This is a genomic window from Sphingomonas populi (assembly GCF_004208535.1).
Lineage (GTDB): Bacteria > Pseudomonadota > Alphaproteobacteria > Sphingomonadales > Sphingomonadaceae > Sphingomonas > Sphingomonas populi.
Map to the genome: position 1 here is coordinate 173,202 of NZ_SGIS01000002.1, position 13,667 is coordinate 186,868.

The window sequence follows — 13,667 nt, forward strand, 5'->3', positions numbered from 1 at the left end:
GCCTTCTAACGGCGATCGTAGTTCAATTGGTTAGAGCGTCGGCTTGTGATGCCGGATGTTGCGGGTTCAAGTCCCGTCGGTCGCCCCATTTTCCCGCACCGCTTTTGAGCGGCGAGCGCGCTCAGCGCTCCAGCAGGCGCGGCATCAATTCGACGAAGTTGCAGGGCTTGTGCCGGCTGTCGAGTTGGTCCTTGAGGATACCGTCCCAGCCGTCCTTCACCGCGCCGGTCGATCCCGGTAGCGCGAAGATATAGGTGCCGCGCGTCACGCACGCGCACGCGCGCGATTGCACTGTCGACGTGCCGATCGTCTTGAAGCTCAGCCAGCGGAACAGTTCGCCGAAGCCGGGAATCATCTTGTCGGCGACACGCTCGATCGCCTCGGGGGTTACGTCGCGCCCGGTCACGCCGGTGCCGCCGGTGGTGATGATGCAATCCACCTCGGGATCGTCGATCAGCGCGTGGAGGCGCGCGACGATCGTGTCCGCGTCGTCCTTGACGATCCGGCGCTCGGCAAGGACGTGCCCCGCCTCGGTCAGCCGTGCGATCAGCGTATCGCCTGACCGGTCGTCGGCGAGCGTGCGCGTGTCGGAGATGGTGAGCACCGCGATCCTGACCGGCAGGAACGCGGCGTTCAGGTCAATTGGCACTGGCGATCGAGATTGGCTTGATGCCGGTCGCGGTCATCCGTACCGCGCTCGCGCCCGGCATTCCGGGGAAGCGCGGCCACAGCCCTTGCGCGAGCGCGGCGCGGCTCGGCGAGGCTTTCTTGCCGGTCTGGCCTTCGTACACCCAGTAGTTGCGCAACACCGTCGTCACGTAGCCGCGCGTCTCCCAATACGGGATCGATTCGATATAGAGCAACGGATCGCCGCCATCGCGCGCCTGCGCGTTCCACAGCGACACCGGCAGCGGGCCGGCATTGTACGCCGCGATCACCTTGGGCAGCAGCCCGCCGGTGCAGGACTGGTCACGCAACTGTTCGAGATAGGACTGGCCGACTTCCATGTTGGCGCCCGGCCGCGACAGCGCGGCGCGGTCGTAGCTGCGGCCATGTTTGCGCGCGATGTCGCTGGCGGCGGCCGGCATCACCTGCATCAGCCCGAACGCACCCGCCGGGCTGGTGACGGTGGTGCGGAAGCGCGATTCCTGGAGCGTGTGCGCGAACACCAAAGCCTTATCGACGCGCCAGCCGCCATCGGGCGTCCAGTTGGGCGAGGGGAAGCGCGCCTCGACCGGCGGCGTCGCGCCGACCGGGCCGTTGTGCGACAGCCACACCAGAGTCGCCGGCAGGTTAAGCGCCTCGGTGAAGCGCACCAGCGCGGGGAATTCGGACGGATCGCCGATCCGCGCCTGCTGGCGGATCACTTCGTCGGCGAGGTCGCTCTCGCCGATTTCGGCAAGCGCGGCGGCGACGTGGATATTGGGGCGGCGCGACAACAGATCCCAGTCGCGCGCGAAGGCCGCAGCGCCGGCGTGCGGCAGCGGATCGCGGATACCCAACGCCTGCCGCGATAGCAGCCCGTAGAAGGTCTCGCGATATTGCGCCGCGCTCTTCAGCCGCGCCTCAATACGGTCGGGGCGCGCGCACACCATGTCGGCGCGGGCCGCCCAATACAGCCCGGCGGCGCGGAGCTCCACGTCGGACGCCCGCGCCGCGACTGTCTCGAAGCCGGTGCTGGCGGCGGTGCAGTCATGCTGGCGCCATGCTGCAAGCGCACCGACCCAATTGCCCTGCACCGCCCAGTCGCCATAGCCCGAGGACGCCTTGGCGGCCATCGTGCGTGCGTTCACATCGTCACCGGCGAGATAATACATCCACGCCACGCGCTGCTGCCACTCTGTCGTCGCATCGCTCGACAGGCCCGGCATCGATTCGAGCAGGGCTTGCGCCGAGGCGCCGTCATCGGCCTTCACGAACGGCTGCATACGGATGGCGAGTTCGCCGGCGACCATGTCGCTCTTGATCGCCTTGGCGCGCTGGCGCTGCGGCGCGCCGTCGATCCACGCGAGCTTGCGCGCGAACGGCAGCGCGGGCAGGCCGACGCCGCCGCGCGAGGAGGCGAGCGTGTAAATCTGCTGTGCCTGCGGCAGTTCGGGCGCATCGGCGAGCAGCTTCATCAGCGGGTCGAGATCGGCCTTGGGCGATCCCTTCGCGGTGACGAGTTCGGCGCGCGCGATGGCGTGGAGCGGGCCGGGCTTCATCGCGTCGAGCTGGAGCCGCGCGTCCTGCCATTTCTGCGCGCGAATGCTGGCGAAGACCGCGCTGTAACCGGCGCGCTGCTCAGCATCGAGTTGAGTGGGAATGGTGGCGACGGGGGTGGTGACGGCACCCGCCGTCACGGGAGCCGCCGGTTCGGCGAAGGCGGCGACGGGCAGCAGGCTAAGCGTACAAGCGAGAATGAACTTCGCGGTCACGATCCGGTTCCCCCGATCAACATCTGTAAATCTCTCCAGGCTTCCGCTTTTTGGGCTGGCCGTTCGAGCAAGAGGCGGGGGTGGAAACTCGCCACCGCCTCGGTTGTGTGCTCGTGTATGGCAGGCAAATGGTTAACGCGGCGTAAACTACCGCGCGCGCGCGTCACATCCATCGCAAGCAACGCCCGGCTTGTCGCATTTCCGAGGATTAGCAACCGCTTGGGCGCAACCAAAGCGACATGATGGCGTGCGATTTCGCCGAGCCGCTCCTCGACTTCCGGCGCGATCCGGCCGGCGAGCGGGCGCACCGTGCAGAGCGACGCGAGGTACACGGTCTCGCGGGTATGGCCGATCGCGGCGAGCATCCGGTCGAACAGCCGCCCCGCCGCGCCGTCGAGCAACCGCTCGCCATCCTCGCGTTCGGGCGTATCGACGAACACCATCAATTCGGCGGTGGGTGATCCCTGCGCGGCGAGCGGGATGCCGCCATTCCATCCCGCCTCGGGGGCATCCGGTCCCGTCCGCCACGCCAGGAACGCATCGAGCGTCGCCGGTAGCGGAACGACGACCGGGGCGGTGGGTTGATTGGCGACGATTCGTTTTGCGGCGGGCGGCGGCGCGGGGGCGGCGAACCAATCGCGCGGGGTTTCGTCGGCGAGCGAGTCGATGCCGGCGTCGCGCCACCATTCCAGCGCGCTCGCAACCGCATCCTGCCAAACGATATTCTGGTCTGCCCCCATGTGACCTTAGACTAGCATGTTGACGCAAAGGTCAATTCGCTGGCACGCGCAAATGGACAAGGCGTTGCGGTGGCACGACGAGCAAGCCCGACCGCGCCATATGAGGGAGATAATGATGAGCGAACGGGAGTCGATGCCATATGACGTCGTGATCGTGGGCGCTGGGCCGTCCGGCCTGTCCGCCGCGATCCGGCTGAAGCAACGCGCGGCCGAACAGGGCGCGGAGCTGTCGGTCTGTGTGCTCGAAAAGGGCTCCGAGGTCGGCGCGCATATCCTGTCGGGTGCGGTGATCGACCCGCGTTCGCTCGACGAATTGATCCCCGACTGGAAGGAGAAGGGCTGCCCGCTCGCCGAGGTGCCCGTTACCGACAACCAGCACTGGATCTTGTCGAAGATCGGCAAATTCGCGGTGCCGCACTTCATCACCCCCGGCTTCATGCACAACAAGGGCACCTACACCGGCAGCCTCGGCAATCTGTGCCGCTGGCTGGCGGGGCAGGCGGAGGAACTCGGCGTCGAGATTTTCCCCGGCTTCGCGGCGGCGGAAATCCTGTTCGACGAAGCGGGCGCGGTGATGGGCGTCGCGACCGGCGACATGGGCGTCGCGCGCGACGGCACGCACAAGCCCGATTACACGCCTGGCCTCGAACTCCACGCCAAATACACCTTCTTTTCCGAAGGCGTGCGTGGGCATCTCTCCAAGGAGATCATCCGCACTTTCGATCTGGCGAAGGATTCGCAGGCGCAGGTCTATGGCCTCGGCATCAAGGAATTGTGGGACATTCCGGCCTCCAGCCACGTCCCCGGCCGCGTCATCCACACGCAGGGCTGGCCCCTCAAGGAAACGCCGGGGTCGAACGGCGGCGGCTTCCTGTATCATCAGGCGGGCGGGCAGGTCGCGCTCGGCTTCGTGACGTGGCTGTCGTACACCAACCCGTATCTGTCGCCTTTCCAGGAAATGCAGCGCTGGAAGACGCATCCCGAGATCGCGGCGATCCTCAAGGGCGGCAAGCGCGTCTCCTACGGCGCGCGTGCGATCAGCGACGGCGGCTTGCAGTCGCTGCCCAAGCTGACCTTCCCCGGCGGCGTTCTGATCGGCGACAGCGCCGGCTTCCTCAACGTGCCGCGCATCAAGGGCACGCACACCGCTATGAAATCGGGCATGATGGCCGCCGAAGCGGCGGTCGAGGCGATCCTGTCGCAGCGCCAGCATGACGAGCTGGTCGCCTATCCGGCGGCGTTCGAGCGGAGCTGGGTCAAGGCGGAACTCTCCGTCGTCCGCAACGTCGTGCCGCTGGTCGAGAAGTTCGGCGAGATGGTCGGCGCCGGCCTCGCCAACGTGACGATGTGGCTGGAAAGCTGGGGCATCAAGATGCCCTTCACGATGAAGCACCACGCCAACCACAAGACCCTTTGGCGCAAGGATCAGGTCAAGCCGATCGACTATCCCAAGCCCGATGGCGTGCTGACCTTCGACCGGCTCTCCTCGGTGTTCCTGTCGAACACCAATCACGAGGAGGACCAGCCGGTCCACCTGACGCTCAAAGACCCGAACGTGCCGGTCGAATATGATCTGCCGCTGTATGACGAGCCGGCGCAGCGCTATTGCCCGGCGGGTGTCTACGAGATCATCGGCGTCGAGGAAGGTGACCCCAAGTTCGTCATCAACGCGCAGAACTGCGTCCACTGCAAGACGTGCGACATCAAGGACCCGACGCAGAACATCAACTGGGTGGTGCCGGAAGGCGGCGGCGGCCCGAACTACCCGAATATGTGACGCGCCGGGCCAGGCGCAGCAAAGCTGCGCCGCGCCTCAAGGCGCGTCCGGCCGGCGGCGCCAAAGCGCCGACCGACGGCGTGGCTTCGCCACGCCGCGCCAAACCGCGCCACTCGCCGCTTCTATCCGCCCGAAAGCGCGGCTAGGGACGCAGCCGATATCGACATGAAAACGGCAGCATGACCCAGACGATCGTCGAAACCGCGCCTGCGAAGATCAACCTCGCGCTCCACGTCCGCGCGCGCCGGGCGGATGGCTATCACGAGCTCGAAACGCTGTTCGCCTTCCTGCAGGACGGCGACGAACTTCGCTTCACGCCCGGCGCCCCCACCTTCGAGATCGAAGGCCCTTTCGCCGCCGCGCTGAGCGGGGAGGGCGACAATCTCGTCCTGCGCGCCGCGCGCGGCTTCGCCGAGGCGTTCGGCCTCGCGAGCGAAGGCGCGTGGGTGCTGGAAAAGAACCTGCCGGTCGCCTCGGGCATCGGCGGCGGATCGGCCGATGCCGCCGCGGCGCTGCGCCTGCTCGCGCGGGTCCGCGGCGTTGCGCTCGACGATCCTCGCCTGTTCGCGGTCGCCGACGCACTCGGCTCGGACGTTCCCGCCTGTCTGCTCGGCCGCGCAGCGCTCGGCACCGGACGCGGCGAGAAGCTCGAACCGCTGGGCGATCTCGGCGCGATTCCCGTGCTGCTGGTCAACCCCGGCATCGCCGTCTCGACCGGGCCGGTCTTCAAGGCGTGGGACGGCGTGGATCGCGGGCCGATCCCGGCGGGCACGACGATCGACCGCGCGCGCGCCGGTCGTAACGATCTCGAAGCGCCCGCCCGCACGATCGCGCCCGGCATCGGCGACGTGCTCGACCGGCTCGCGGCGACCGGGCCGGTGCTCGCGCGCATGTCCGGTTCGGGCGCGACCTGTTTCGCGCTCTACGAGAACGACGAGCAGCGTAGCGCCGCCGCCAACACCATTCGAACCGCCCAACCGGGTTGGTGGTGTCTCGAATCGCGACTCGCGTGACACTTTTTCGTCCCGTGGCGGCACGCCATCTGGTTAACGTAAACATCAATCGACGCTAATCCGCCATTGGCACCGGACTTGCTGAGCAAGCGCCGAACGGGTCCGCCGCCAAGTGCGTCGCGCCCGCCGATGGTCCTCGGTTCGTCCGCGCGCCATTGTGTGAGGGGCGGTGAACGTGTTTCATCGCCCCTTACCACGCCCTTTTCATCCCAAATGCGCAACAGACTTGCGTCCAAGGCCCTTCCCGCGACATAGGGCGCGCATCATGACCAATGTTTTCGACAAATCCCGTCTGCCGAGTCGTCACGTCTCGGTCGGTCCCGAGCGTGCGCCGCACCGCAGCTATTATTACGCGATGGGCATTCCCGAAGAGGATATTGCCAAGCCGTTCGTGGCATTGGCGAGCGCCGGCAACAACAGCGCGCCGTGCAACACCACGCTCGACGCGCAGGCCGACGCCGCTCAGCGTGGCGTGATCGCGGGCGGCGGTTTGCCGCGCCGGTTCAACACCATCACCGTCACCGACGGCATCGCGATGGGCCATCAGGGCATGAAGTCCTCGTTGGTCAGCCGTGAGGTCATCGCCGATTCGGTCGAATTGTCGGTGCGCGGCCATTGCTACGATGCGCTGGTCGGCTTCGCCGGCTGCGACAAATCCTTGCCCGGCATGATGATGTCGATGCTCCGGCTCAACGTGCCGTCGATCTTCGTCTATGGCGGATCGATCCTGCCGGGCCGTTTCCATGACCGCGACGTGACCGTGGTCGACGTGTTCGAGGTCGTCGGCAAATACGCCGCCGGCGCTTGCCCGCTCAGCGAAGTCCACGAGCTCGAAAAGGTGGCGTGCCCCGGCCACGGCGCTTGCGGCGGGCAGTTTACCGCCAACACGATGGCATGCGTCGGCGAGGCGATCGGATTATCCTTGCCGAACAGCAACATGACACCCGCTCCGTACAGCACGCGTGAACAGATCGCGGTCGCCGCCGGCGCGCAGGTGATGGAGCTGATCGCCCTGAATCTGCGCCCACGCGACATCTGCACGCGCGAGGCGTTCATCAACGCTGCCCGCGTCGTCGCGGCGACCGGCGGCTCGACCAACGCGGCGCTGCACCTGCCGGCAATGGCCAATGAGGCTGGCATCGATTTCGACCTGTTCGACGTTGCCGAGGCTTTCAAAACAACACCTTATATCGCCGATCTCAAGCCCGGTGGTAAGTATGTCGCCAAGGATATGTACGAGGCGGGCGGCGTCTACATGCTGATGAAGACGATGCTCAGCGGCGGTTTCCTCAACGGCAATTGCATGACCGTCACCGGCAAGACGCTCGGCGAAAATATCGATCAGGTGACGTGGAACCCCGACCAGAAGGTGATCTACGACATCAAGACGCCGATCACGCCGACCGGCGGCGTCGTCGGCCTGCGCGGCAGCCTCGCGCCCGACGGCGCGATCGTGAAGGTGGCGGGGATGCACCGGCTCGTGTTCGAAGGGCCGGCGCGCTGCTTCGATTGCGAGGAGGATGCCTTCGCCGCAGTCGAGGCGCGGGCGATCAACGAAGGCGAAGTCATCGTCATCCGCTACGAAGGCCCCAAGGGCGGCCCCGGCATGCGCGAGATGCTCTCCACCACGGCAGCGCTGTACGGCCTCGGCATGGGTGAGAAGGTCGCGCTCATCACCGACGGGCGGTTCTCGGGCGGTACGCGCGGCTTCTGCATCGGCCATGTCGGTCCCGAAGCCGCTGAAGGTGGCCCGATCGCACTGGTCGAAGATGGCGACAGCATCCGCATCGACGCGGAGATCGGCACGATCGATCTGCTCGTCGCTGATGACGTGCTGGCGACGCGCAAGGCGGCGTGGCGGGCGCGCACCAACGATTATCAGGCGGGCGTGCTGTGGCGCTATGCGCGCAACGTCGGTCCGGCCTATCAGGGCGCGGTGACGCACCCCGGGGCAAAGGCCGAAACGCATGTCTATGCGGATATCTAGCGCGATTCTGCTACCGCTCGCGCTCGCCGCCTGCGGTGAGCGCAACGCCGACACGGACACACTCGCCAATGTCGAGGCGCAGCAGCGCGCTGCGGCTGACGACGAAGGCCTGATCGAATGCGCGGCGAAGGGCGCCAGCGCCTTCACGCGCAGTTGCACGGTCGATCGCACCGACAGCGATCAGGGGCTGGTACTGACCGTGCGCCACAGGGACGGCGCCTTCCACCGCTTGTTGGTGACCAAGGACGGGCGCGGCGTGATCGCCGCCGACGGCGCCGAAAAGGCGGTGGTGACGATCCTCGGTCCGGGCCAGATTGAGGTCGCGCTGAGCGGGGATCGTTATCGCCTGCCGGCGACGGTGAAGGGCGCGGCCAAACCATCATGATCCGACCCGAAGGCCAGCCGATCCTCACCGCCGCCGCGATGCGCGCGGCGGAGGACCGGGCAATCGCCGCCGGCTCCAGCGTTGGCGCGCTGATGGAACGCGCCGGGGCAGGCGTCGCCGAAGCGGTGCGCCGGCTCGCGAGCGGCGCGCCGGTGCTGATCCTGTGCGGGCCGGGCAACAACGGCGGCGACGGCTATGTCGCGGCGCGCGTGCTCAAAGCCAACGGTGCCGAGGTACGGGTGGCGGCGCTAGGTGAGCCGAAGACCGAGGCGGCGCTTGCGGCGCGGGCCGCCTGGGGCGGGGCGGTCGAGGCGTTTGCCGAGGTTGGTGAAGCGCCGATCGTTGTCGATGCGCTGTTCGGCACCGGCCTCACGCGGTCGCTCGACGATGCAGTGGCGAGTGTGCTGGGCGAACGGGTGCGCGCCGCGCGAATTTCGATCGCGGTTGATCTCCCGAGCGGCATCGCGACCGACACGGGCGTCGAACTCAGCCCGGTCCCTGACGTTTCGCTGACCCTAGCGCTCGGCGCGCTCAAGCCGGCGCATCTGTTACAGCCCGCCGCCGCGCGGTGTGGCACGGTGCGGATCATCGACCTCGCCCTCGATCGATCGAGCCGCGACTGGACGATGACCAAACCCGCCATCGCCGCGCCGACCGCTTCCGATCACAAATATTCGCGCGGGCTGGTCGTGGTGATCGGCGGCGAGATGCCCGGCGCTGCGGCTCTCGCGTCGGAAGCGGCGATGCGCGCGGGCGCTGGCTATGCGATGCTGTTCGAGGATCACGCGGTATCCACGCCGCATGCGCTGGTGCGTCGCGCATGGTCAGCGGATGCCTTCGCCACGGCGCTCGATGGCAAGCGCCCGGACAAGACCGCGATCGTCGTCGGGCCGGGGCTGGGCAAGGGGGACTTCGCCGCCGCGAAGCTCGCGGTCGCGCTCGACAGCGCGTACAAGCTCGTCATCGACGGCGACGCGCTGCGTCTGCTCGACGAGGCCGTGTTCGCGCGCATCAAGGCGCGGTCGTGCCCCGTCGTGCTCACCCCGCACGCGGGCGAGTTCAACGCGCTGTTCGGCGCAGTCTCCGGCAGCAAGATCGAGGCCGCGCGCGATGCCGCCGCCCGCTCGGGCGCGATTGTCGTGTTCAAGGGGCCGGACACGGTCGTCGCCTACCCCGATGGGCGCACCCGCGTCGCGCTCGGCGCAAGCTCTTGGCTCTCGACCGCTGGCACCGGCGACGTCCTCGCCGGCACCATCGGCACCATGCTCGCGGGCGACACGCCCGCACCCGCCGAGGCGGGCGTGTGGATGCACAGCGAGGCCGCGCGCCGGCTCGGCGGTGCGTTCCTTGCCGACGATTTAGCGCGGATGCTCTCCGCCGTAAGGACATCGTTATGAACGAGCCGATCGTGCGCGTCGCGGCGCGCGGCGAGGGGGTGACGGCGAGCGGCCGCCATGCCGCTTTCGCCGCGCCGGGCGACACTCTGACCGAGACCGGCGAGATTATCGCCGGCCCGTATCATCAGACTCCACCGTGCCGTCATTTTCCGGCGTGCGGCGGCTGCCAGCTCCAGCATCTCGATGATGTGGCCTATGCGCAGTTCGTCGTCGATCGCATCGCCGGCGCGCTCGCGGCGCAAGGGCTGGACGCACCGATCCGTATGCCCCTGCTATCGCCACCACGCAGCCGCCGCCGTGCGGCGCTGCAGGCGGAGATGCGCGAGGGGCGGGTGAAGATCGGCTTCAGCGAGAACGCCAGCCACGCGATCGTCGATCTCGCCGAATGTCACGTACTGACACCAGAATTGTTCTTGATTCTAGTGCCTTTGCGGAAATTGCTCGCGCCGTGGCTGAAGAAGGGCCGCCGCGCGCGGCTGCATCTTACCGAGGCAGATCAGGGCATCGACCTGCTGATCGAGGGTATCGAGGCCGAAGGACTCGCCGCCGCCGAGGCGATCACCGCCTTCGCGCAGGCGAATGGCGTGGCGCGGCTGTCGGTCGACTCAGGGCTGGGGCCGGAAACGCGCTGGGAACCCGAGCCGATCACCATCACGCTCGGCGGCGTGCCGGTGCCGATGCCACCCGCCGCCTTCCTGCAAGCCACGCGCGAAGGTGAGGCGGCGCTGGTTGCGGCGGTGCGCGAAGGAGTCGGTAATGCCCGCACGCTCGCCGATTTGTTCGCCGGCCTCGGCACCTTCGCTTTGTCGCTGCCCGGCAAGGTCTATGCGGGGGAGGCTGCGCGCGACGCGATTCTGTCGCTCAAAGCGGCCGCCGCGCGCGCTGGCCGCACCCTGTTCGCCGATCACCGCGATCTGTTTCGCCGCCCGCTCACCAGCGCCGAGTGCGACAGGTTCGACGCCATCGTGCTCGATCCACCCCGCGCCGGCGCCCGCGAGCAGGTGCTGCAACTGGCGGCGTCCCGCGTGCCGGTGATCGTCTATGTTTCGTGCAATCCCAGCAGCTTCGCGCGCGATGCCGAGAGTCTGTGCAAAGCTGGCTACCGGATCGACTGGATACAGCCGGTCGGGCAGTTCCGCTGGTCCACCCATGTCGAACTGGCCGCGCGACTGAGCCGCTGACACTCAATAATCGGCGCGCAGGAAATACAGCCCGTCCGACGGCGCGTTGAACCCCAACGCGGCGCGGTCGCGCGCGTCCAGCGCCGCGCTGATATCGTCCGCGCTCCATTTGCCTTGCCCGACCAGCGCGAGACAGCCGACCATCGATCGCACCTGATGATGCAGGAACGACCGCGCCGACGCCGATACGACGATCCGGTCGCCGCTCGCGCTCACGTCGAGCCGGTCGAGCGTCCGTAAAGGGCTGTCCGCCTGGCAATGCGCCGAGCGGAACGTGGTGAAATCATGCCGCCCGATCAGCCGCCGCGCGCCCTCCGCCATCGCGGCGACGTCAAGCTCCTGCGGCACGCGCCACGCCAGCCCGGTCTCGAACGTGAGCGGCGCGCGGCGTGTAACGATCCGATAGGCATAATGGCGCGCCACGCATGAGAAGCGCGCGTGCCAGTCGTCCGCGACCGCCTCGCAGGTCAGGATCGCGACCGGATGCGGGCGCAGCTTGGCGTTGAGCGCTTCCATCAGCCGGAACGGCGCGATGTCGCGCGTGATGTCGAGATGCGCGCGCATCCCCGTCGCATGCACGCCGGCATCAGTGCGCCCGGCGGCATGGACCGCGATCGTCTCGCCGGTGATGGCGTGGGCGGCGGTCTCGATCGCGGCCTGAACGCTCGGGCCATGCGTCTGGCGCTGCCAGCCCATGAACGGGCGGCCGTCATATTCGACGGTGAGTGCGAACCGCGTCATGCCATGTCGGCCCAGCGACGGATGCGGCTCATAACTGTGTGCCTGCCGGGATCGGGAAGCCGCGCAGCAGGTCTTCCGCCGTCACTATGCCGCGCCCGGCGCGCTGGAGCAGGGTAGGGCGGATTTCGCCCGAGCCGCAGGCGATGGTGAGTGCGTCGTCCAGCACTTCTCCCTCTCCCCTCCGGGGAGAGGGCCGGGGAGAGGGGCTGTCCGAAGCGGTGCCGCCCGTGACAGCCCCTCTCCCGACCTCGCTGCGCTCGGCCACCCTCTCCCCGGAGGGGAGAGGGCTTAGCGTTGCCGCCAACACCTTGACCCGCTCGCCGGCCACCTCGAACCACGCGCCCGGCACCGGATTGAACGCGCGCACCTGCCGCTCGACCTGTTCCGCGCTCTGCGTCCAGTCGATCCGCGTCTCGGCCTTGTCGATCTTGGCGGCATAGGTGACACCGTCCTCGGGCTGCGGCACCGGCGGATGCGCGTCGATATCGCCCAGCACCGTCACCATAAGACGCGCGCCCATCGCGCTCAGCTCATCGGTCAATATGCCCGCGGTTTTGTCAGCGATCGGCGTGCGCCCTTCCAGCCGCACTGGCCCGGTATCGAGCCCCGCTTCCATCTGCATGATGCAAACCCCCGTCTCGGCATCGCCGGCGAGGATCGCGCGCTGGATCGGCGCGGCGCCACGCCAGCGCGGCAGCAGCGAGGCATGGACGTTGAGGCACCCGAGACGCGGCGCATCCAGCACCGCGCGCGGCAGGATCAGCCCATAGGCCGCCACCACCGCGATATCGGCGTCGAGCGCCGCGAACGCCGCCTGCGCCTCGGCATCACGCAAGCTTACCGGCGTCCGCACGTCGATCCCCAACGCCTCGGCCGCGCGCGCGACCGGGGTCGGGGTCAGCGCCTTGCCGCGACCGGCGCGGCGCGACGGCTGGCTGTATACCGCTGCCACCTGATGCCCGGCCTCGACCAGCGCGTGCAGCACCGGCACCGAGAAATCGGGGGTTCCCATGAAAATGATCCGCATGGGGGACGCTCTGGCCGCTTGTCGGGGGGCACTGCAACCCCCTATCTGTTCCGCAATGGCCTCTCCCGAAATCGACGCGCTCACCCAGGCGCTTTCCCGCCTGCCGGGGCTCGGCCCCCGCTCGGCGCGGCGCGCGGTGCTGCATTTGCTCAAGAAGCGCGAAGGCGCGCTCGGCCCGCTGCTCGCCGCGTTGACGGCGGTCGAGGCGCGGCTGACCGACTGCCATATCTGCGGCAACGTCGATACCACCGATCCGTGCGGGGTCTGCGCCGATCCGCGCCGAGACGCGCGCGCTTTGTGCGTGGTGGAGGAAGTGGCAGACCTGTGGGCGCTCGATCGTGCGCGGCTGTTCCCGGGGCGCTACCATGTCCTCGGCGGGCGGCTTTCGGCGCTGGAAGGTGTGCGCCCCGAGGATCTCGCCATTGATTCTCTGGTGCGCCGCATCGAGGCGGGCGGCATCGACGAGGTCGTGCTGGCGATGAACGCGACGCTGGAGGGTCAGACGACCGCGCATTATATCGCCGAGCGGATCGAGCGTTTCCCGGTGCGCGTCACGCAACTGGCGCACGGCCTGCCGGTCGGCGGTGAACTCGATTATCTCGACGAGGGTACATTGGCGCAGGCGCTTCGCGCGCGGCGGCCGGTCGCATAGTCGGAGGAAGCGGGGCGAGCCTTGCAGCCCGCCCCGAGATCAATCAGCAGCCGTTGCGACGGTTCTGCGCGGCGTCATGCTTCTTGTCGAGGTGACGACCGAGCAGTGCGCCGCCGACACCGCCAGCGACCGTGCCGAGCACACCGCCGCCGAGCACGTTGCCCAGCACCGCGCCACCAGCGCCGCCGGCGATCGCGCCGGTGGTGCCCGACGAGCGATGGCAATTCTGGTAATAGGTGCGGCTGTGATGGCGCTTGTAGCGGCGCGCATCGGCAGCCGACGGCATCGCGATGCCCGAAGCGACCAGCGACAGCGCGCTCAGCGACATAAGGATCTTACGCATTCGACAT

The 13,667-nt window shown here is 68.1% G+C and carries 13 protein-coding genes and 1 tRNA gene; 8 read left to right on the top strand and 6 right to left on the bottom strand.

All coding sequences use genetic code 11. The features are described 5' to 3' along the window. Positions 1 to 11: 11 nt before the first annotated feature. A tRNA-His gene (locus tag EWE75_RS02200) sits at positions 12 to 88 on the top strand. Between the two features lie 33 nt (positions 89 to 121). On the opposite strand, the gene moaB is transcribed toward EWE75_RS02200, so the two are convergent. Genes moaB through EWE75_RS02215 form a run of 3 tightly spaced genes read right to left on the bottom strand, consistent with a single transcriptional unit; the run spans position 122 to position 3,157 of the window. Further along, complete coding sequence (gene moaB, locus EWE75_RS02205; protein WP_130155057.1) at positions 122 to 649, bottom strand: molybdenum cofactor biosynthesis protein B; 528 nt, start codon at positions 647 to 649, stop codon at positions 122 to 124. Then, on the bottom strand, positions 639 to 2,417 hold the full coding sequence (locus EWE75_RS02210; RefSeq protein ID WP_427915760.1) for a lytic transglycosylase domain-containing protein: 1,779 nt from the start codon (positions 2,415 to 2,417) through the stop codon (positions 639 to 641). The genes moaB and EWE75_RS02210 overlap by 11 nt, the downstream gene beginning before the upstream one ends. Next, positions 2,414 to 3,157, bottom strand: coding sequence for a uracil-DNA glycosylase family protein (locus EWE75_RS02215; protein WP_130155058.1), 744 nt, complete (start codon positions 3,155 to 3,157; stop codon positions 2,414 to 2,416). Before EWE75_RS02215 ends, EWE75_RS02210 begins: the two co-directional genes overlap by 4 nt. A gap of 115 nt (positions 3,158 to 3,272) precedes the next feature. Here EWE75_RS02215 and EWE75_RS02220 point away from each other — a divergent pair, with 115 nt between their 5' ends. The 6 genes from EWE75_RS02220 (at position 3,273) to EWE75_RS02245 (ending at position 10,897) form a co-directional block, all read left to right on the top strand. Beyond that, positions 3,273 to 4,934 carry an electron transfer flavoprotein-ubiquinone oxidoreductase gene (locus EWE75_RS02220; RefSeq protein WP_130155059.1) on the top strand — a complete coding sequence of 554 codons (1,662 nt, stop codon included), beginning with the start codon at positions 3,273 to 3,275 and terminating at the stop codon, positions 4,932 to 4,934. A 179-nt stretch (positions 4,935 to 5,113) separates the two neighbouring features. Then, positions 5,114 to 5,947 (top strand): 4-(cytidine 5'-diphospho)-2-C-methyl-D-erythritol kinase, encoded by an 834-nt coding sequence (locus EWE75_RS02225; RefSeq protein ID WP_130155060.1) that lies wholly within the window; start codon positions 5,114 to 5,116, stop codon positions 5,945 to 5,947. 265 nt (positions 5,948 to 6,212) lie between these two features. Then, complete coding sequence (gene ilvD / locus EWE75_RS02230; RefSeq protein ID WP_130155061.1) at positions 6,213 to 7,934, top strand: dihydroxy-acid dehydratase; 1,722 nt, start codon at positions 6,213 to 6,215, stop codon at positions 7,932 to 7,934. Then, positions 7,921 to 8,319: a hypothetical protein gene (locus EWE75_RS02235; RefSeq protein ID WP_345789365.1), complete on the top strand. Its 399-nt coding sequence runs from the start codon at positions 7,921 to 7,923 to the stop codon at positions 8,317 to 8,319. The genes ilvD and EWE75_RS02235 overlap by 14 nt, the downstream gene beginning before the upstream one ends. Continuing rightward, the gene (locus EWE75_RS02240) at positions 8,316 to 9,716 is read left to right on the top strand and encodes an NAD(P)H-hydrate dehydratase (protein WP_130155063.1); all 1,401 of its coding nucleotides are present in this window, start codon (positions 8,316 to 8,318) and stop codon (positions 9,714 to 9,716) included. Before EWE75_RS02235 ends, EWE75_RS02240 begins: the two co-directional genes overlap by 4 nt. Then, positions 9,713 to 10,897, top strand: a complete 1,185-nt coding sequence (locus EWE75_RS02245) for a class I SAM-dependent RNA methyltransferase (RefSeq protein WP_130155064.1) — start codon at positions 9,713 to 9,715, stop codon at positions 10,895 to 10,897. Before EWE75_RS02240 ends, EWE75_RS02245 begins: the two co-directional genes overlap by 4 nt. A gap of 3 nt (positions 10,898 to 10,900) precedes the next feature. On the opposite strand, the gene truA is transcribed toward EWE75_RS02245, so the two are convergent. Together truA and fmt are read right to left on the bottom strand one after the other, a co-directional pair. Then, a complete protein-coding gene (gene truA, locus EWE75_RS02250; protein ID WP_130155065.1) occupies positions 10,901 to 11,638 on the bottom strand; it encodes a tRNA pseudouridine(38-40) synthase TruA in 738 nt (245 codons plus the stop codon). Positions 11,639 to 11,666: 28 nt separating this feature from the next. Further along, positions 11,667 to 12,665, bottom strand: coding sequence for a methionyl-tRNA formyltransferase (gene fmt / locus EWE75_RS02255; protein WP_130155066.1), 999 nt, complete (start codon positions 12,663 to 12,665; stop codon positions 11,667 to 11,669). A 55-nt stretch (positions 12,666 to 12,720) separates the two neighbouring features. On the opposite strand from fmt, the gene recR reads away from it, so the two are divergent. Continuing rightward, positions 12,721 to 13,317: a recombination mediator RecR gene (recR, locus tag EWE75_RS02260; RefSeq protein ID WP_130155067.1), complete on the top strand. Its 597-nt coding sequence runs from the start codon at positions 12,721 to 12,723 to the stop codon at positions 13,315 to 13,317. A gap of 43 nt (positions 13,318 to 13,360) precedes the next feature. Here recR and EWE75_RS02265 read toward each other — a convergent pair whose 3' ends face one another. Then, the gene (locus EWE75_RS02265; protein WP_130155068.1) at positions 13,361 to 13,660 is read right to left on the bottom strand and encodes a hypothetical protein; all 300 of its coding nucleotides are present in this window, start codon (positions 13,658 to 13,660) and stop codon (positions 13,361 to 13,363) included. Positions 13,661 to 13,667 lie beyond the last annotated feature (7 nt).

What these genes read in the sequence shown, in the direction of transcription:
- EWE75_RS02215 (WP_130155058.1), bottom strand. Translation starts at nt 3,157, where the DNA reads ATGGGGGCAGACCAGAATATCGTTTGGCAGGATGCGGTTGCGAGCGCG.
- EWE75_RS02220 (WP_130155059.1), top strand. Translation starts at nt 3,273, where the DNA reads ATGAGCGAACGGGAGTCGATGCCATATGACGTCGTGATCGTGGGCGCT.
- EWE75_RS02225 (WP_130155060.1), top strand. Translation starts at nt 5,114, where the DNA reads ATGACCCAGACGATCGTCGAAACCGCGCCTGCGAAGATCAACCTCGCG.
- ilvD (WP_130155061.1), top strand. Translation starts at nt 6,213, where the DNA reads ATGACCAATGTTTTCGACAAATCCCGTCTGCCGAGTCGTCACGTCTCG.
- EWE75_RS02235 (WP_345789365.1), top strand. Translation starts at nt 7,921, where the DNA reads ATGCGGATATCTAGCGCGATTCTGCTACCGCTCGCGCTCGCCGCCTGC.
- EWE75_RS02240 (WP_130155063.1), top strand. Translation starts at nt 8,316, where the DNA reads ATGATCCGACCCGAAGGCCAGCCGATCCTCACCGCCGCCGCGATGCGC.
- EWE75_RS02245 (WP_130155064.1), top strand. Translation starts at nt 9,713, where the DNA reads ATGAACGAGCCGATCGTGCGCGTCGCGGCGCGCGGCGAGGGGGTGACG.
- truA (WP_130155065.1), bottom strand. Translation starts at nt 11,638, where the DNA reads ATGACGCGGTTCGCACTCACCGTCGAATATGACGGCCGCCCGTTCATG.
- fmt (WP_130155066.1), bottom strand. Translation starts at nt 12,665, where the DNA reads ATGCGGATCATTTTCATGGGAACCCCCGATTTCTCGGTGCCGGTGCTG.
- recR (WP_130155067.1), top strand. Translation starts at nt 12,721, where the DNA reads ATGGCCTCTCCCGAAATCGACGCGCTCACCCAGGCGCTTTCCCGCCTG.
- EWE75_RS02265 (WP_130155068.1), bottom strand. Translation starts at nt 13,660, where the DNA reads ATGCGTAAGATCCTTATGTCGCTGAGCGCGCTGTCGCTGGTCGCTTCG.